Here is an 18,855-nt window from a genome sequence, read left to right on the forward strand (position 1 = left end):
GCCCCCGAACCCCGCTGGGGGCTCTGCCCCCGGACCCCCGTATCGGCCTGAACGACCTCGTCCTCAAACGCCGGACGGGCTGGGATTGCCGGACGCGGCTGCAGAGCAACCGAACGCGCCTCAACCGTCTCCGGTCGTTCCTCCCCCACCCGGTACACCGTCAGGATCTCGTTCGTCGAGGTGTCCCGTACGGCGTTGAACCAGCGGCGGCAACCCGCGGCGTGGCTCCAGCGCTCCGCGAAGGGGCCCCTCGGGTTGTCGCGGAAGAAGAGGTAGCGGGCCCACTCCTCGTCGGTGAGGGACGCCGGGGCCTCCGGGTACGGCACATGGGCCTGGCCGCCGTAGTGGAACTCGGCCTCGTCGCGGGGCCCGCACCACGGGCAGGGGATCAGCAGCATGGATCGGCTCCCAAAGCTTCCAGTGGTCCTAGTGGGCCACCGCGGCCGCGCCGTGCTCGTCGACGAGCGCGCCGGTGGTGAAACGGTCGAGCGAGAAGGGGGCGTTCAGCGGATGCGGTGTGTCGTGGGCGATGGTGTGGGCGTAGACCCAGCCGACACCGGGGGTGGCCTTGAAACCGCCGGTTCCCCAGCCGCAGTTGAGGTAGAGGTTGTCCACCGGACTGAGGCCGATGATCGGTGAGGCGTCGGGACTGACGTCGACGATGCCGCCCCAGGTGCGCAGGACATGAGCGCGGGCGAACACCGGGAAGAGTTCCAGGGCCGCCGCCATCTGCTCCTCGATGATGTGGAAGGCACCGCGCTGGGTGTAGGAGTTGTACGCGTCGATGCCCGCGCCCATCACCAGCTCACCCTTGTGGGCCTGACTGACGTACACATGGACCGCGTTGGACATGACGACCGTGGGGTGGACCGGTTCCAGCAGCTCCGACACGAGCGCCTGCAAGGGATGGCTCTGCACGGGGAGGTCGATGCCGGCCATGGCCGCCAGGACCGAGGTGTGGCCGGCCGAGCAGAGCGCGACCTTGCCCGCGGCGATCGGGCCCCGGGTGGTCTGGACCCCGACCACCCGGTTGCCGACCACGTCGAGGCCGGTGACCTCGCAGTTCTGGATGATGTCGATGCCGGCGGCGTCGGCGGAGCGGGCCAGGCCCCAGGCGACATGGTCGTGCTTGGCGATGCCCGCACGAGGCTGGTACGTGGCGCCGAGGACCGGATAACGCACGTCCGGGGAGATGTTGACGATCGGGCAGACGTCCTTGACCCCGCCGACGTCCAGCCACTCGGCGTCCACGCCGTTGAGGCGGTTGGCCTCGACGCGGCGCATACTGTCACGGACGTCCTGGAGGCTGTGGGCGAGATTCAGCACACCACGCTGGGAGAAGAGGATCGGATAGTCGAGCTCCTCGGCCAGGCCCTCCCACAGCTTGAGGGCGTGCTCGTAGATACCGGCACTCTCGTCCCACAGGTAGTTGGAGCGGATGATCGTGGTGTTGCGGGCCATGTTGCCGCCCGCCAGCCAGCCCTTCTCCAGCACGGCGACATTGGTGATGCCGTGGTTCCTGGCGAGGTAGTGGGCGGTGGCCAGGCCGTGGCCACCGCCGCCCACGATCACCACGTCATAGGAGCGCTTCGGCTCGGGGTTACGCCACAGCCGGTCGGGATGCTCCGGGAGCTCGGCGCCAGGGGTACGGGGGCTCATCGGGCGTCTCCGTCTTCGGACAGGTGCGGGTAGAGCGGGTGCTTGGCGGCCAGTGCCTCGGTGCGGGCGCGCAGGGCGGCCATGTCCGGCTCCGGCTGGAGGGCGAGGGCGATGACGTCCGCGACCTCGGTGAAGTCCTCCTCGGTGAAGCCGCGGGTGGCCAGGGCAGGGGTGCCGATGCGCAGACCCGAGGTGACCATGGGCGGGCGCGGGTCGAAGGGCACGGCGTTGCGGTTGACGGTGATGCCGATCTCGTGGAGCAGGTCCTCGGCCTGGCGGCCGTCCAGCTCGGAGTCGCGCAGGTCGACCAGGACGAGGTGGACGTCGGTGCCGCCGGTCAGCACCTTGACTCCGGCGGCTGCCGCGTCCGCCCGGGTGAGGCGTTCGGCCAGGATGCGGGACCCCGCGAGCGTCCGGGCCTGGCGTTCGGCGAACTCCGGTGTCGCGGCGACCTTGAAGGACACCGCCTTCGCTGCGATGACGTGCTCCAGGGGGCCGCCCTGCATGCCGGGGAAGACAGCCGAGTTGATCTTCTTGGCGAGGTCGGCCTCGTTGGTGAGGATGACGCCGCCGCGCGGGCCGCCGAGGGTCTTGTGCGTCGTCGTGGTCGTGACATGGGCGTGCGGTACGGGGCTCGGGTGCAGTCCTGCCGCCACCAGCCCGGCGAAGTGCGCCATGTCGACCATCAGGAGGGCGCCCACCTCGTCGGCGATCCCGCGGAAGGCCGCGAAGTCCAGCTGCCTGGGATACGCCGACCAGCCCGCGATGATCATCTTGGGGCGGTGCTCCTTGGCCAGCCGCTCGACCTCGTCCATGTCGACGAGGTTGTCCGCCTCGGACACGTGGTACGGCACGACGTTGAGCATCTTGCCGCTGTAGTTGATGCGCATGCCGTGCGTGAGGTGTCCGCCGTGCGCGAGGTCGAGGCCGAGGACCGTGTCGCCGGGCTGGAGCAGGGCGAAGAAGACGGCGGTGTTCGCCTGGGCACCGGAGTGCGGCTGCACGTTGGCGAAGCCGGCGCCGAAGAGGGACTTGACGCGCTCGATGGCCAGCCGCTCGGTGACGTCGACGTGTTCGCAGCCGCCGTAGTAGCGGCGGCCGGGGTAGCCCTCGGCGTATTTGTTGGTCGCGACCGACCCCTGGGCCTCCATCACGGCGGAGGGCGCGAAGTTCTCGGAGGCGATCATCTCCAGGGTGGACTGCTGGCGGTGCAGTTCTGCGCGGAGCGCGGCGTGGACCTCGGGGTCCAGCTCCGCCAGGGGGGTGTTCAGCGCGTTCATACGGCGTTCGCGTTCCTCTCGGCGGCCTCGACGACATTGGCGAGCAACATGGCACGGGTCATGGGGCCGACGCCCCCGGGCATGGGCGCCAGCCATCCGGCGACCTGGGCGGCGTCCGGGTGGATGTCTCCGGCCAGGCCCTGGTCGGTGCGGGTGATGCCGACGTCCAGGACGGCCGCGCCGGGGCGCAGCATGTCCTTGGTGATCAGACCGGGCGAGCCGGCGGCCGCGACGACGATGTCCGCCTCGCGTACGTGCCAGGCCAGGCCCTTGGTTCCGGTGTGGCAGAGGGTGACGGTGGCGTTCTCGGAGCGGCGGGTGAGCAGGAGCCCGATCGGCCGTCCGACCGTGATGCCCCGCCCGATCACGCACACCCGCGCTCCGGCGAGCGGCACGTCATGGCGGCCGAGCAGTTCGACGATGCCGCGCGGGGTGCACGGCAGCGGTGCCTCGACGCCGAGGACGAGCCGGCCGAGGTTGACGGGGTGCAGTCCGTCGGCGTCCTTGGCCGGGTCCATGCGCTCCAGTACGGCGCCCGCGTCCAGGTGGCGGGGCAGCGGGAGCTGGACGATGTACCCGGTGCACGCGGGGTCGGCGTTGAGCTCGTCGACCGTCTCCTCGACCTGCCGCTGAGAGGCGTCGGCGGGCAGCTCCCGCCGGATCGAGGCGATCCCGACCTGCGCACAGTCGCGGTGCTTGCCGCCGACGTAGGCACGGCTGCCCGGGTCGTCACCGACCAGGACGGTGCCGAGGCCGGGCGCCCGTCCGGTGAGGGCGGTCAACTTGGCCACGCGCTCTGCGAGGTCCTGCCGGATCGCGGCGGCGGTGGCCTTGCCGTCGAGGAGTTGTGCGGTCACCTGGAGTGTTCCTTCCAACGAGGCTGTGGTGGAACGGCTTGAGGGGCGCGGGGCCGTATCGATCAGCGGCTCCGCCGCGGTGCGCGACAAGCCACGACGCACCGGCAGACGAAGAACTCACCCACGAAGCCGGGACATGGTCGGATCGAACAACGGCTCCTCAGCCACAACCGCCTCGACGGACTGATCGAAGTACCCGATGTGCAGAACGGTCCCCGGAGCGGCCAGCTCCACCGGCAGCCACGCATAGGCGATGCCCTTGCCGATCGTGTAGCCGTAGGCGGCACTGGTGACGTATCCGACCGCACAGTCCCCGTCGTACACCGGTTCCTTGCCCATGACGACGGCCTCGGGGTCGTCGATCGTGAGACAGGTCAGCTTCCGCCGCACCTCCGTCTTACGCCGCTCCAGCGCGGCCTTGCCGATGAAGTCGTCCTTGTCGAGCTTCACGGCGAAGCCGACACCGGCCTCGTACGGGTCGTGTTCGTACGTCATGTCCGTACCGAAGGACCGGTAGCCCTTCTCCAGACGAAGACTGTTGAACGCACCCCGCCCGGCCACGATCCCGCCCAGCGGCTCGGCCGCGCTCCAGAGCGTGTCCCACAGCTTCTGCCCCAGGTCCGCGGTGGTGTACAGCTCCCAGCCGAGCTCGCCGACGTACGACAGGCGCATCGCGGTGACGGGCACGGAGCCGATGTGTGCACGCTTGGCGCGGAAGTACTTCAGCCCGGTCGCCGAGAAGTCGGCGTCGGTGAGCGGCTGGAGGACGTCGCGGGCCAGCGGCCCCCACAGGCCGATGCAGCAGGTGCCGGGAGTGATGTCGCGGACCTGGACCGTGCCGTCGGCGGGAAGGTGCCGGGTGAACCAGTCGAGGTCCAGGTTGCCGTTGGCGCCGACCTGGAAGAGGCCGGGAGCCAGCCGCGCGACGGTGACGTCACTGCGGATACCGCCGTCGTGGTCGAGGAGCAGCGTGTACGTCACCGAGCCGACGGACTTGGCGACCTTGCCCGTGCACAGCCCCTCCAGGAACTCGCCGGCACCCGGACCGCTCACCTCCAGCCGCTTCAGCGCCGTCATGTCGTACATGGCAACGGTCTCACGGGTGGTCTGGGCCTCGGCGGCGACGATGGGCGACCAGTACCGCGCCGCCCAGTCATTGGGCGTGACGATGGAACGGCCCTCCACCAGACCGGCGTTGGCCTCGTACCACTGGGGCCGCTCCCAGCCGCTCGCCTCCAGGAAGAAGGCACCCAGCTCCCGCTGGCGGGTGTGGAACGGGCTGGTGCGGATCGGGCGCGGGTCCCCCGACGGCTGCAGGGGGTGGAGGATGTCGTAGACCTCGACGAAGTTCTGGCAGTCACGGGCCAGCACGTACTCCGGCGCGAGCTGGTGCGGCTCGAAGCGGTTGACATCGCACTCGTGCAGGTCGAACGAGGAGCAGTAACCGTCCACCAGCCATTCGGCCATGGCCCGTCCGACGCCGGCGGAATGCGTGACCCACACGGCCTCGGCCACCCAGAAGCCCTTGACGTCCGGGGACTCGCCGAGCAGCGGCAGGCCGTCGGTGGTGAAGGAGAACAGCCCGTTGATGCCCTCCTCCACCTTGGCGTCCTTCGTCGCCGGGAGCAGTGACTGCGTCTCGCTCCAGGCCTCCTCGAAGTCCTCCTCGGTGAACTTCAGGACGGAGGGCATCTCGTCGGACTCGTCCACGGAGAGGATGTCGTCGGCGGAGATGGGCATCGGGCGGTGACCGTAGTAGCCGATGCCCAGGCCGTCGAAGCGGTCGCGGTAGTAGAGGTCGGCGTCCTGGTGGCGCAGGATCGGGCGGACCGCCTCCTGCGTCTGTCCCGCCAGGGCCGGGACCGGGCCCGTCCAGGCGAGCTGGTGGCCGAGCGGGGTGAGCGGGAGGTTCATGCCCACCATGCGGGCGATCTTCGGACCCCAGATGCCGGCGCAGCACACGACGATGTCGGCGGGGATCTCTCCCCGGTCGGTCAGAACGCCGGTCACCTCGCCCCCGGCCTGCCGGACCTCGAGGACTTCGTGGCGGGCGAGGAAGCGCACGCCGCGCTCGGTGGCCCGGCGGATCTGCGCCTCGACGGCGAGGACCGCCTTCGCGAGGCCGTCCGTCGGCACGAGGAGGCCGGCGAGGACCTTGTCCGGGTCGACGAGCGGGTGCTGTGCGACGCACTCCTCGGTGTTCAGCAGCCGGGACTCGATACCCCAGGAGGCGAGCCAGCCGTGCCGCCGCTGCAGCTCCGTGACGCGCTCCGGGCTGGTCGCCACCTCCAGGCCGCCGACCTGCAGGAAACAGGGCTGCCCGTCCACGTCGAGAGAGCAGAACTTCTCGACCGTGTAACGCGCCATCTCCGTCATGGTCTTCGAGGCGTTCGTCTGGAAGACCAGGCCCGGGGCGTGCGACGACGAGCCCCCGGTGGCGGGCAGCGGGCCCTGATCGACCACGGTCACCTCGGTCCAGCCGCGCGCGGAGATCTCGTCCGCGAGCGCTGCCCCCACGACGCCCGCTCCGATGATGACCACCCGGGGTCCCGCCATCGCCGCACCTCCGACGTTGAAAGCGATCCAGTTGCTGTGTGCGCAACAGGGTTCAGGTTGCGCAACTCAATGTGCCCGTCGTGAATCGGCGTGTCAAGGGGTCCACGACGCCGGAAAAACACCCGGAGGCGAGCAGGAGGAATGCCCGGAAAACGACGAGGCCCGGCAGGCTGACGACACAGCCTGCCGGGCCTCACCGGCCGGACTCACACGGGCGTTCCGCGCCCTACTTGATCCAGGCGTCGACCTTGTCGCGATTGGCCTCGACCCACTTCTTCGCCGCGGCCTCGGGCGCCATCTTGTCCACGGCGATGTACTTGGCCACGGTGTTCTGGTCCTCGTTCGTCCAGGTGAAGTTCTTCACCAGGTCGTAGGCCGGGCTGCCCGACTTGGCGAACTTCGCACTGACGATCTTGTCGAGTTCGTACACGGGGTAGTCGCAGGCGACCTTCTCGGCGTCGGCGTCACAGCCCGTCTTGTACTCGGGCAGGCTGACCTTCTTCAGTGGCACCTCGGACATGAACCACTGCGGCTCGTAGAAGTAGCCGATCACCCATTCCTTGTTCTTCTCGGCGTTGCGGTACGCCTGGATGAGCGCGGTCTCGCTGCCTGCGTACACCACCTTGAAGTCCAGCTTGAGATTCTTCACCAGCGCCTCGTCGTTGGTGACGAACGACGGGTCGCCGTCGAGGAGCTGCCCCTTGCCGCCCGATTCCGACGTCTTGAACTTCGACGCGTACTTGTCGAGGTTCTTCCAGTCGAGGATGTCCGGGTGCGCCTTCGCCAGCCACGGCGGCACGTACCAGCCGATGAGGCCCTTGTTGCCGGTCGGGCCGGCGTCGAGGGCCGTCTTCTGGTCGGTGATGTACTTCTTCTTCAGGTCGTCGTGGCCCCAGTTCTCCACGACGGCGTCGACCTCGCCCGTCCCGAAGCCCTGCCAGGCGATCTCCTCCTTGAGGTCCTTCTGCTCGACCTTGCAGCCGAGGTCGTGCTCGGCGACGTACGCGAGGACCGCCGCGTTCGCCTCGTAGCCCACCCACGGGTTGATCGCGAGGTTGAAGGTGCCGCACTTGCCCGAGCTGCCCGAGCCGGCCGCGCTGTCGTCGCCGACCTTCGCGCCCCCGCAGGCCGTGAGGGTGAGGCCGAGAACGGCCAGGCCGGCCGCGCCGGCTCTCCAGTGTCGTGCCATGGTGAGGTACTCCTTATGCTCCGGCGCGGCGAGCCGCTGCCTGAGTGATCCGGTCGAACATGACTCCGAGCAGGACGATGGCGAGTCCGGCCGCCAGTCCCTTGCCGTACAGCTGGCCCTGCGAGAACCCGGCCACGACGTCGTAGCCGAGGGCACCCGCTCCCACCAGGCCACCCACCACGACCATCGACAGCACGTAGATCAGGCCCTGGTTGGTGGCGAGGGTCAGGGCGCCGCGTGACATCGGCAGCTGCACCTTGGTGATGATCTGCCAGGTGTTGCACCCGGTGGACATCGCCGCTTCGACGGTGGTCCCGGGCACGGCCCGCACCCCGTCGGCGATGATCTTGATGGCGACGGGTGCCGCGTAGACGATCGCGGCGACGATCGCCGTGAACCGTGTCGCGCCGAACAGCGCGAGGAACGGCACGAGATAGACGAACGGCGGCATGACCTGGGCCGCGTCCAGGGTGGGCCGGAGCAGCCGGTCGACCAGCGCACTGCGTCCCATCCACACGCCGAGGGCGACGCCGAGCAGCATCACGAGCACGGTCGCGACCGCGGTGGACGCCAGGGTCGTCATGGCGTCCGACCACAGGCCGGTGCCGACGAGCAGGCCCACGCACACGACGGTGGTGGCCCCGGCGCGCCATCCGCCGAGCACCGTGCCCAGCGCGACGAGGGCGGCACCGACGAGCCACCACGGGGAGTCGGTCAGCAGGGTCTGGAAGGGGTTCAGGAGGCCGTTGGTGAGGACGTCACGGAAGGCGTTGGTCAGGCCCGACAGATTGTCCTGTGCCCACGTGGTCACGTCGGTCGCCGCCTTGGCGATGGTGCTGCCGGCGCTGCCCTCGCCGGGGAACTCGGCCGCCCACAGGTACGTGTGCGACAGGTACACCAGGACCGCGGCAACCACTCCCCCGGCCACCACCAGTTGCCGCCGCCACTTGAGGAAGGGACTGTCCGAGCCCCGGGCCGTGTCGGCCCGGGCGCTTGCCGCGGTGGTGACCCGGTCCAGCACGATGGCCATGACGACGATGGCCAGTCCGGCGTTGAACGCCGTGCCGACGTCCAGTGACTGCAGGGCCTGGACGACGGTCGCTCCGAGTCCGGGCGCGTTGATCAGGGCCGCGATGGTCACCATGGCCAGGGCGGCCATGATGGTCTGGTTGACACCCATCACCACGGTCCGTTTGGACATCGGCAGCAGGACCTTCAGCAGCGCCTGGCGCCGCGTCGCGCCCATCGAGTTCGCCGCCTCGACGGTGGTCTCGGGAACCGAGCGGATGGCGTGGGCGGTGATGCGGATCGCGGGCGGTGCCGCGTAGATCGCCGTCGCGATGGTCGCGGAGGCCGGGCCGATCAGGAAGAACAGGGTCAGGGGCGCCAGGTAGACGAAGGTCGGCATCGTCTGCATGAAGTCCAGGAACGGCGTCACGATCCGGCTGACCCGGTCGGACAGCCCGGCCCACACCCCGAGCGGGAGTGCGAACAGCAGCGCCACGCAGACCGCGGAGAGGGTCAGCGCCAGCGTGTCCATGCTTTCCTGCCAGAGCCCCTGCAGGCCGAGGAAGGTGAAGCCGGCGACGGCCAGCAGCGCGACCCGCCAGTTGCCCACGGCCCAGGAGACGTAGCCGACGATGCCCACGACACCGAGCCAGCCGATCTGCGGAACCGGGCGGCCCGCGGTCGGCTGGGAGATCAGCTCCTGGACGAAGGTCACCAGGGTGTCGATGACCAGACGGATCTCGTTGAAGAAGTAGAGGAAGAGCGGGTTGGAGTTGCGGTTCGCGCCTATGGAGTCGTTGACGTCGTTGAACCACCGGTGCAGGTCGGTCAGATCGGCCGCGCCGAGGGACAGGGTCTGCCTGCCGCGCAGCACGGCGAAGAGGACGAGCCAGACGACCAGGATCGCGGCCACGATCATCGGGCGACTGACCGTGCGCGGGCGCCGGGCGGTGGCGGGCGGCTCCTCGGTCCCGGTCCTCTGCGGTCTCTGTGTCTTCTGCACGGCGACGGTCATCAGGCGTCGCCTTCCTGCCCGGCGACCACCGCGAGGATCTCCTCGTCGCCGACGATGCCGAGCAGGGTGCCGTTCTCGACGACCTTGACCGGCTTCTCGGCCGCCAGCACAGCCCGCGTGGCCTCCTTCACCACGACGTCCGGGCCCAGCTCCGGACCGTCCAGCGGGTCGTCCGGCTCCACCGGGCGCATGATCCACCGCAGAGTCAGCACGTCACCACGGGGCACGTCCCTGACGAAGTCGCGTACGTAGTCGTCCGCGGGGGCGCCGACCAGTTCGTCGCCGGTGCCGCACTGGACCATCCTGCCGTCGCGCATGATGAGGATGCGGTCGCCCAGGCGCAGCGCCTCGGACAGATCGTGGGTGATGAACAGCATCGTCTTGCCGACCTCGTGGTGCAGACGGACGACCTCATTCTGCATGTCCCGGCGGATCAGCGGGTCGAGTGCCGAGAACGGCTCGTCGAAGAGGAGGACCTCGGGGTCACCGGCCAGGGCGCGGGCGAGACCCACGCGCTGCTGCATGCCGCCGGAGAGCTGGTCGGGGTAGGAGCTCTCGTACCCGGAGAGCCCGACGAGTTCGACGACCTCCAGCGCGCGCTTGGTGCGCTCGGCTCTGCTCATGCCGCGTATCTCCAGGCCGAAGGCCACGTTGTCGACGACCCGGCGGTGCGGCAGCAGCCCGAAGTGCTGGAAGACCATGGAGAACTTGCTGCGGCGCAGCTCGCGCAGACGGCTCGCGTCCGCGTCGCGGATGTCCTCACCCTCGAAGAGGATCTCGCCGGCGGTGGGTTCGATGAGCCGGGTCAGACAGCGCACCAGGGTGGACTTGCCGGAGCCGGACAGGCCCATCACGACGAACACCTCGCCGGGCGCGACCTCGAAGTTCACGTCGCGTACGGCGGCCGTGCATCCGGTGCGGTCCATCAGTTCGCGGCGGGTGAGCCCGCGCAGTTCCTCGGAGCCGGGCACCTGGGCCGCCTTCGGCCCGAACACCTTCCACAGCTCGCGTACGGAGATGACCGGCGTGCCTGCCGCGTCCTGGGGTGTGCCGCGCCGCTGCGGCACCTCGGTCGTTGCTGGGGTCATGTTCGACCTCTTTCGGCGTTCAGCCGCGGAACCAGTGCTGCGGCCTGGGGTGGATGTTCTGCCAGATGTGTTTGGGCTCCCGGTACTCGTCCAGGCCGGTCGGGCCCAGCTCCCGGCCCACGCCGCTGTGCCCGAAGCCGCCCCATTCCGCCTGGGGCACATAGGGGTGGTAGTCGTTGATCCACACCGTGCCGTGGCGCAGCCGGCGGGCGACCCGCTGGGCCTTGCCGGCGTCCTGGGTCCAGACGGCGCCGGCGAGCCCGTACTCGGTGTCGTTGGCGATGCGTACGGCGTCGTCCTCGTCGGTGAAGCGTTCCACGGTGAGCACGGGCCCGAAGGACTCCTCATGCACCACCCGCATGTGCTGACCGCACTCGTCGAGCACGGTGGGCGGGTAGTAGTGGCCGTCGGCCAGGGCCGGGTCGTCGGGGCGTTCGCCGCCGCAGCGCAGGACGGCGCCCTCGGCGAGGCCGGCCGCGACGTACGCCTCGACCTTCGCCAGGTGCTGCGCGGAGATCAGCGGGCCGGTCTCGGCCTGCGGGTCGAAGGGGCCGCCGAGCCGGATCAGCCGGGCGCGGCGGACCACCTCGTCGACGAACCGGTCGTGCAGCGCGTCCTCGACGATCAGCCGGGCGCCGGCCGAGCACACCTGGCCCGAATGCAGGAAGACGGCCGTGAGCGCGAAGTCCACGGCCGTCTCGAAGTCGGCGTCGGCGAAGACGACATTGGGATTCTTGCCGCCGAGTTCCAGCGCGACCTTCTTCACGGTCGCCGCGGCGGTGGCCATGATGCGCCTGCCGGTGTCCAGGCCGCCGGTGAAGGAGACCAGATCGACGGCCGGGTCCTCGGCGAGGGGTGCGCCCACTTCGGGCCCGGCCCCCAGGACGAGGTTGGCGGCACCTGGCGGGAGCCCGGCCTCCGCCAAAGCCTTCATCAGCAGGACGGACGTCGAGGGGGTGAGCTCACTGGGCTTGAGGACGATCGTGTTGCCCGCGAGGAGCGCGGGCGCGACCTTCCAACTCGCCTGGAGCAGCGGGTAGTTCCAAGGGGTGATCAGTGCGCACACACCGATCGGCCCGTACTCGACGCGGCTGACGGCGTCGTCGCGGCCGGTGTCGATCACCCGGCCCGCGTCGGTGCCTCCGAGCCCTCCGTAGTAGCGGAGGCAGGAGACGACGTCGGCGATGTCGTACTCGCTCTCCACGAGCCGTTTGCCGGTGTCCAGCGATTCGGCGCGGGCGAACGCGTCGGCGTCACGTTCGAGGAGGTCGGCGGTGCGCAGGAGGAGGGCGCCGCGCTCGCGCTCGGGGGTGCGGGGCCAGGGCCCTTCGTCGAAGGCCCGGCGGGCCGCGGCGATGGCCGCCTCGGCGTCGGGTCGGGTGCCTTCGGACACCGTCACGGAGAGCGAGCCGTCGGCGGGGCAGCGGATGTCACGGTGGCCGCCGGCCACGGGATCCCGCCATTTTCCGTCCACGTACAGGTCTGCCACGTCGAGGGCCCTTCGAGCGAATCGCGTTGCGCATCGTGCATCGAATTGCTTGTGGTGGAACACTCTGGGTAAGGCCGCAACCCACGTCAAGGGGTTGATGATGACGGTTTGGCCAAGGAGACGGCCACGAGGACGCAGCACCGGCAGGCCCGGAACGCCTTGCCTCCGGGCCGGTCGGCTGTCTGAAAAGCGCTGGTTACGGCAGGGGGCGGTGCCGGTGGTAGGCGGCGGCGGACGGCGGCAGCGGATCCTTCCCGAGGATGAGGTCGGCCGCCCTTTCCGCGATCATCATCACCGGTGCGTAGATGTTGCCGTTGGTAATGTACGGCATCACCGACGCGTCAACGACACGCAGCCCCTCCACCCCGTGCACCCGCATGCTGGCCGGATCCACGACGGCCATCTCGTCGGTGCCCATCTTGCAGGTGCAGGACGGATGCAGCGCGGTCTCGGCGTCCTTTGCGACCCAGGCGAGGATCTCCTCGTCGGTCTCCACGGACGGACCGGGCGAGACCTCCCCGGCGTTGTACGGGGTCATGGCGGGCTGGTTGAGCAGCCTCCGCGCTACCCTGACGGCCTCGACCCACTCGCGGCGGTCCTGCTCGGTGGAGAGGTAGTTGAAGCGCAGCGCGGGGTGCTCGGTGGGATCCTTGCTCCTGATCTTCACCGAGCCGATGGCGTCGGAGTACATGGGTCCGACGTGCACCTGGTAGCCGTGCCCCCCGGCCGGCACGGAGCCGTCGTAGCGGACCGCGACGGGCAGGAAGTGGAACATGAGGTTGGGGTAGTCCACGTCGTCGTTGCCGCGGACGAAGCCGCCCGCCTCGAAGTGGTTGGTCGCTGCCGGACCCGTACGGAAGAGCCACTGCAGGCCGATGAACGGGGCACGCCACTTCGCGAGATAGGGCTGCATCGAGACGGGCTGCTTGCAGGCGTACTGGATGTACACCTCCAGATGGTCCTGGAGGTTCTCGCCGACGCCCGGCAGATCATGTATGACGTCCACGCCGAGCGCCGCCAGCTCCTTGGCGTTGCCGACACCGGAGAGCTGAAGGAGTTGCGGCGAGTTGATCGCGCCTCCACAGAGGATGACCTCACCGGCCCGCACCCGCTGGGGTCTGCCGCGACCGCGCCGGTACTCGACACCGACGGCCCGCTTGCCCTCGAAGAGGACGCGCGTGACCAGGGCACGCGTGGTGACGGTGAGGTTGGGCCGCTTCCGCACGGGCTTGAGGTACGCCTTCGCGGCCGACAGCCGGCGCCCGCGGTGGACATTGCGGTCGAACCTGGCGAAACCTTCCTGTCGATAGCCGTTCACGTCGCTGGTGGGAGGGTGCCCCGCCTCCTCGGTGGCCTTGAGGAAGGCCTCGAAGAGCGGGTTGGTCCCCGGACCACGTTCGAGGACGAGGGGGCCGTCGTGGCCGCGGAACTCGTCGTCCGGGTCGGCGGCCAGGCAGTTCTCCATCCGCCGGAAGTACGGCAGGCAGTGTGCGTAGTCCCAGCTCGCCATCCCGGGATCGGCCGCCCAGCGCTCGTAGTCCATGGGGTTGCCGCGCTGGAAGATCATGCCGTTGATGCTGCTGGAACCGCCCAGGACCTTGCCGCGCGCATGGTAGACGCGCCGGCCGCCCATGTGGGGTTCGGGTTCGGACTCGTACTTCCAGTCGTAGAAGCGGCTGCCGATCGGGTAGGTCAGTGCCGCGGGCATGTGGATGAAGACGTCCCACGGGTAGTCGGGCCTGCCCGCCTCCAGGACCAGTACCCGGTTGCCGGGATCCGCGGAGAGCCGGTTGGCCAGTGCACTGCCGGCCGATCCACCACCGACGATGACGAAGTCGTACTGCAAGTCAGCCATGAGGCCTCGTCTCGCTCGCGCCGTAGAGAATGCGCGGCATGCTAGTACCGGTATCTCTATGCGCACCAGGTTGCGGACAACGCAACTTCCGGTTTTCTGGCCCAAGGCCCTGACCTGCAACGCTGTCGGCTATGTTAATCGCCCGTATAGTTGCGTCGTGAGCAACTACCATGCAGATACCGAAACGACAAGTGCGCCGACCGGTGGGGTGCAGTCGGTCGACCGGGCCATCACCGTGCTGGAGATCCTGGCCCAGCGCGGCGAGGCCGGCGTCAGCGAGGTAGCCGCCGAGATCGACGTCCACAAGTCCACCGCGTTCCGGCTGCTGGGCGCCCTGGAGGTGCGCGGCCTGGTGGAACAGGCGGGCGAGCGCGGCAAGTACCGCCTCGGTTTCGGCATCGTCCGTCTCGCCGGTGCGGTCACCGGACGCATCGACATCACGCAGCAGGCCCGCCCGGTGTGCGAGCGTCTCGCCGAGGAGATCGGCGAGACCGTGAACCTCGCCGTGATGCAGGAGAAGTACGCGATCAACCTGTTCCAGGTGCGCGGTCCCGGTGCCGTCACGGCGTTCAACTGGGTCGGCCAGCTGACGCCGCTGCACGCCACCTCGAGCGGCAAGATCCTGCTGGCCCACATGCCGGCGAGGGAGCGTGCCACGCTGCTGTCGGACGCGGGCCTGAAGAAGATGACGCGCCGCACCCTGACCGCGAAGACGAAGCTGGAGAAGAACCTCGCCGAGGCGCTGGAGCGCGGCTACTCCTGGACGCTGGAGGAGTTCGAGGCGGGGCTGCACGCCATGGCAGCCCCGATCCGCAACCGGGACGGAGAGGTCATCGCGGCGATCAGCGCCTCCGGACCGGCGTACCGGCTCACCGAGGACCGTATGCACGACCTCGCTCCGGTGCTGGTCAAGGGCGCGGACGAGATCAGCCATCGGATGGGCTACCTGGGCTGACCCCGCCGCACCACCTGCGCCGGCCGCCCCGCGTACCAAGGGCCGGGGACGCCGGGAACCGCCGCTACTGCGGCCGCCCCGAGCCCAGACGCTCCTGGACGAAGGAGTGGAACTCGCCGATGTGATGCTCGCTGGGCACGAGGACCCCGCCCTTGTCGTACAGCCGCGAGCGCATCGTGGGCTGGCAGCGCTCGCACGCATCGAAGTCCTGCCGGTTGACCCGGTCGAAGAGCTCCACCGACCGGCTGACGTCCTGGCCGCTCTCGACGACGTGCTTGAGGTAGAGCCAGTCGCACTCGACGATGGTGCGGTCCGCGGCGACCGGGTACATCCGATGGAAGATCACATGGTCGGGCACGAGGTTGATGAACACCTGCGGGCGGACGGTGATCGCGTAGTAGCGGCGGTCCTGGCCCTCGGTGACACCCGGAATGCGGTCGAGGCCCTCTGAGCCGTCGACGGTGAAGCCCTTGACGTCGGAGCCGAACTCCGCGCCGTGTCCCACGTAGTACTGGGCGGCGTAGCCGTCGGCGAACTCGGGGAGCACCTCGGTGAGTTCGGGGTGGATCGTCGCACAGTGGTAGCACTCCATGAAGTTCTCGACGATGAGCTTCCAGTTCGCCTTGACGTCGTAGACGATCCGTCTGCCGACCTCGAGGTCCTCGATGCCGTAGCGCTCGATCGACTTCGTGTCGCCGAGACGCGCGACCACGTCCTGCACGACCTCGTCGAAGGGGGGCGGGTCGTCGGCGAGGCACACCCACACGTAGCCGAGCCATTCGCGCGTCGCCACGGCCGCCAGGCCGTACTCGGTGCGGCTGACGTCGGGCATTCTGGTGAGGTTGGGCGCCGCGACGAGTTTGCCCGTGAGGTCGTACGTCCAGGCGTGGTACGGGCATTGGAAGGCGCGCTTGGCCTCGCCGCTCTCCGCCGTGCAGAGCCTGGCTCCGCGGTGCCGGCAGACGTTGAGGAAGGCGCGTATCGACTGGTCTCGTGCACGGGTGACGAGGATGCTCTCGCGGCCTACCTGGACGGTCCGGAACGCCCCGGGACCGGCGAGGTCGGCGGAGCGCACGGCGCAGAACCACATCTCCTCGAAGATGTGCTCCTGCTCCTGGGCGAAGATCCCTGGGTCCGTGTAGGCGGAGCCTGGCAGGGTGGCAATGAGACTTTCCGGCAGGCCGGTCGAGGTCACAGCGCACTCCTCGGAGAAACGTCGTGGATCGGGCATGCACGCGCCGGGACGAGCTACACCGGACGTCGTCGGATCAAGGAGCAACGCCCTGCTCAGGACGTGTTGGCCGCGAGCTGCTTGCGCCAGCGCATGAACAGCCGGGGCTGGTTCATCCCGAGTACGGCGACCGGGTGCCCGGCACGCCGGTAGACGGCCAGGACGTTGCGGTCGCCCGCGGCGCCTTCCTCGATCGTGACGCTGTCGGCACGGGACGCGTAACCGGCGAACTGGATCTTCACGCCGTACTGGTCGGACCAGAAGTACGGCGGCCTCGGTACGCCCGGTTCGGACTCGCCCCAGGAGAGCAGGGCGGCCACCGCGGCGTCGGGGCGTTCCCGGGCGCCGGTCCAGTGCTCGACGCGGCGGTGGGTGCCCGCGCGCGGGTCGTACCAGGAGGCGCAGTCGCCGACGGCGACCACCCCGGCCAGGCTGGTACGGCCGTCCGCGCCGCACGTGACGCCGTCATCGATGTCGACACCGGAGCCTGCCAGCCAGTCGACGCAGGGTCTGGCCCCGACACCCACGACGACGATGTCGGCAGGGAGGCTGCGGCCGTCCTCCATGAGGACGGCGTCGACGCGGGTCTCGCCGCTCAGCCCCTTGACGCCCACGCCGCACAACAGGCGTACGCCGTGGTCGGCGTGGAGGGCGGAGACGATGCTTCCCATGGTCGCGCCGAGCGGTCCGGCCAGTGGTGTGGGCGCCGCCTCGACGATGGTCACGTCGAGGCCCAGCGCGCAGGCGGTGGAGGCGACCTCGGCGCCGATGAAGCCGCCGCCGATCACGACCAGGCGTCCACCCCGGGCCAGTTCGTCCCGCAGGGCGCGGGCGTCGTCCAGAGTGCGCAGGGTGTGCACACCGGACAGGCCGTCCATGCCGGGCAGGGTGCGGGCGGAAGCGCCGGTGGCGATGACGATGCCGTCGGCTCTCACCTCCCGGCCGTCGGTGAGGCGCACGGCGCGGGGTGTGGTGTCGAGTCCGGCGGCGCGGGCGCCGAGCAGCCACTCCGCCTGCAGGTCCTCGTCGTCCGGCTCCAGGGCGAGATCGGCTTCGCCGATGCCGCCTGCCAGGAACTCCTTGGAGAGGGGCGGCCTGTCGTACGGACGGTGGAGCTCGTCGCCTATGACGACCAGCCGCCCGTCGTACCCCTGCTTTCGCAAGGAGCGCGCCGCCGACAGACCGGCCAGCGACGCGCCCACCACGGCCACTGTCCTCACGCGACGCCCCCGGCGAGCCGGGCGGCGATGCAGGGAGGCAGGTTCGGGGCTGCCGTGGACAGCCGGACGTAGATCATGCCGTCCTCGACGAAGACCTCGTGCGTGCGCACCGGGAGCTTGGCCGGCGGGGCGTCGACGGCTCCGGTCTTGAGGTTGAACTTCGAGGCGTGCAGCGGGCATTCGACCTCGCAGCCCTCCAGCCAGCCGTCGGCGAGCGAGGCGTCCTGGTGGGTGCATGTGTCGTCGATGGCGAAGAGTTCGCCGTCGTCGGTGTGGAACACCGAGACCGGCGGGTCGATGTCGAGCCTGTGGGCCTCGCCTCGGGACAGATCCACGAGACGGCACGCGGGAATCATCATGACACCTCGGTGCGTATAGCGAAACGGATTGCGGTGAACGCAACGCCAGTTTGAAGGCGCCCACAAACCCTTGTCAAGGAGTTCACGGGGCACTCGGTCCGATAATTTTCGTTGCGTTATGCGCAACGTCCTGCATCATAGGAAACGCAGGTCAGGACTTTGGCGCCCCTCAGAACCGGGGCGCAGGCGGTGCCGGCGCGCCCTCAAGACCCCAGCGGGCGGTCACGCGTACCGCGTCGACCGTCGAGGCCACGTCGTGGACGCGGACGCACCAGGCGCCCTGCGCGGCGGCCAGGACCGACACCGCGGAGGTGGCCGCGTCCCGCAGGTGCGCCGGGCGGGGCCGGCCCGTCTCCGGGTCCCTCAGCAGATGGCCCAGAAACGCCTTCCGTGCCGCGCCCACGAGAACCGGCGGGCCGAGTGCGGCGGTGACCTCCCGGAGGCGGCCGAGGAGTCGCCAGTTGTGCTCGGGATGCTTGGCGAACCCCAGCCCCGGGTCGACGACGAGGCAGTCCGGCGGGATCCCGGCGTCGAGGGCCGCCTCGACTCTCACCCGCAACTCGTCGATGACGTCGGTGACGACGTCGTCGTATACGGCGTGCGCCTGCATCCCGGCGGAGTGCCCGCGCCAGTGCATCACCACGTAGGGTCTGCCGGCCCGCGCCATCAGCGGGAGCATCGCCGGGTCGGCGAGTCCGCCGGACACGTCGTTGACCAGAGCGGCGCCGGCCTCGACGGCGCGGGCGGCGACCTCGGCCCGCATGGTGTCGACACTGACCTTCGCGCCCGCGGCGGCGAGCGCGCGGACGACCGGCAGCACGCGCCGCAGTTCCTCCTCGACCGGCGGGCGCGTGGCACCGGGGCGGGTCGACTCGCCGCCCACGTCCAGGATGTCCGCGCCCTCTTCGAGCAGCGCGAGTCCGTGCGCGACGGCCCGTTCCGGATCGAACCACCGCCCGCCGTCGGAGAACGAGTCGGGCGTGACGTTCACGATGCCCATCACCAGGGTCCGGCCGGGACGGGGAAGACCTCGCGGGCCAAGGGCGGGAGCGGCCCGGGCGGCGGTGCTCATGCGACGCGGGGTGGGTCGGCGA

At 69.8% G+C, this 18,855-nt stretch carries 15 protein-coding genes; 1 reads left to right on the forward strand and 14 read right to left on the reverse strand.

Annotated features, from left to right (window positions below; all coding sequences use genetic code 11):
• From C1J00_RS19385 to betA, 10 genes are all read right to left on the reverse strand, one after another.
• A partial coding sequence (locus tag C1J00_RS19385; protein WP_146046212.1) for a sarcosine oxidase subunit delta occupies positions 1-398 on the reverse strand: 398 nt, incomplete at its 3' end.
• A gap of 28 nt (positions 399-426) precedes the next feature.
• Positions 427-1,659, reverse strand: a complete 1,233-nt coding sequence (locus tag C1J00_RS19390; protein ID WP_102910333.1) for a sarcosine oxidase subunit beta family protein — start codon at positions 1,657-1,659, stop codon at positions 427-429.
• Positions 1,656-2,939: a serine hydroxymethyltransferase gene (gene glyA / locus C1J00_RS19395; RefSeq protein ID WP_102910334.1), complete on the reverse strand. Its 1,284-nt coding sequence runs from the start codon at positions 2,937-2,939 to the stop codon at positions 1,656-1,658. The genes C1J00_RS19390 and glyA overlap by 4 nt, the downstream gene beginning before the upstream one ends.
• Complete coding sequence (locus C1J00_RS19400) at positions 2,936-3,796, reverse strand: bifunctional methylenetetrahydrofolate dehydrogenase/methenyltetrahydrofolate cyclohydrolase (RefSeq protein WP_102910335.1); 861 nt, start codon at positions 3,794-3,796, stop codon at positions 2,936-2,938. Before C1J00_RS19400 ends, glyA begins: the two co-directional genes overlap by 4 nt.
• Positions 3,797-3,913: 117 nt before the next feature.
• Complete coding sequence (locus C1J00_RS19405; protein WP_102910336.1) at positions 3,914-6,352, reverse strand: GcvT family protein; 2,439 nt, start codon at positions 6,350-6,352, stop codon at positions 3,914-3,916.
• A gap of 226 nt (positions 6,353-6,578) precedes the next feature.
• Positions 6,579-7,541, reverse strand: a complete 963-nt coding sequence (locus C1J00_RS19410; protein ID WP_102910337.1) for an ABC transporter substrate-binding protein — start codon at positions 7,539-7,541, stop codon at positions 6,579-6,581.
• A 13-nt stretch (positions 7,542-7,554) separates the two neighbouring features.
• A complete protein-coding gene (locus tag C1J00_RS19415) occupies positions 7,555-9,564 on the reverse strand; it encodes an ABC transporter permease (RefSeq protein ID WP_102910338.1) in 2,010 nt (669 codons plus the stop codon).
• On the reverse strand, positions 9,564-10,652 hold the full coding sequence (locus C1J00_RS19420) for a quaternary amine ABC transporter ATP-binding protein (RefSeq protein WP_102910339.1): 1,089 nt from the start codon (positions 10,650-10,652) through the stop codon (positions 9,564-9,566). Before C1J00_RS19420 ends, C1J00_RS19415 begins: the two co-directional genes overlap by 1 nt.
• Before the next feature lie 19 nt (positions 10,653-10,671).
• Positions 10,672-12,141 (reverse strand): aldehyde dehydrogenase family protein, encoded by a 1,470-nt coding sequence (locus tag C1J00_RS19425; protein WP_102910340.1) that lies wholly within the window; start codon positions 12,139-12,141, stop codon positions 10,672-10,674.
• 196 nt (positions 12,142-12,337) lie between these two features.
• Positions 12,338-13,996: a choline dehydrogenase gene (betA, locus tag C1J00_RS19430; RefSeq protein WP_102910341.1), complete on the reverse strand. Its 1,659-nt coding sequence runs from the start codon at positions 13,994-13,996 to the stop codon at positions 12,338-12,340.
• 208 nt (positions 13,997-14,204) lie between these two features.
• Here betA and C1J00_RS19435 point away from each other — a divergent pair, with 208 nt between their 5' ends.
• Positions 14,205-14,951, forward strand: coding sequence for an IclR family transcriptional regulator (locus C1J00_RS19435; RefSeq protein WP_102910342.1), 747 nt, complete (start codon positions 14,205-14,207; stop codon positions 14,949-14,951).
• A gap of 64 nt (positions 14,952-15,015) precedes the next feature.
• On the opposite strand, the gene C1J00_RS19440 is transcribed toward C1J00_RS19435, so the two are convergent.
• The 4 genes from C1J00_RS19440 to folP all read right to left on the reverse strand — a co-directional run bounded on the left by C1J00_RS19440 (position 15,016) and on the right by folP (position 18,833).
• Positions 15,016-16,146 carry an aromatic ring-hydroxylating oxygenase subunit alpha gene (locus C1J00_RS19440; protein WP_102910343.1) on the reverse strand — a complete coding sequence of 377 codons (1,131 nt, stop codon included), beginning with the start codon at positions 16,144-16,146 and terminating at the stop codon, positions 15,016-15,018.
• Positions 16,147-16,238: 92 nt separating this feature from the next.
• A complete protein-coding gene (locus C1J00_RS19445; RefSeq protein ID WP_102910344.1) occupies positions 16,239-17,402 on the reverse strand; it encodes an NAD(P)/FAD-dependent oxidoreductase in 1,164 nt (387 codons plus the stop codon).
• Positions 17,399-17,761, reverse strand: coding sequence for a bifunctional 3-phenylpropionate/cinnamic acid dioxygenase ferredoxin subunit (locus C1J00_RS19450; protein WP_102910345.1), 363 nt, complete (start codon positions 17,759-17,761; stop codon positions 17,399-17,401). Before C1J00_RS19450 ends, C1J00_RS19445 begins: the two co-directional genes overlap by 4 nt.
• Before the next feature lie 169 nt (positions 17,762-17,930).
• On the reverse strand, positions 17,931-18,833 hold the full coding sequence (gene folP / locus C1J00_RS19455) for a dihydropteroate synthase (RefSeq protein WP_102910346.1): 903 nt from the start codon (positions 18,831-18,833) through the stop codon (positions 17,931-17,933).
• Positions 18,834-18,855: the final 22 nt, after the last annotated feature.

The organism is Streptomyces cahuitamycinicus, assembly GCF_002891435.1.
In the GTDB taxonomy this organism is placed as follows: domain Bacteria; phylum Actinomycetota; class Actinomycetes; order Streptomycetales; family Streptomycetaceae; genus Streptomyces; species Streptomyces cahuitamycinicus.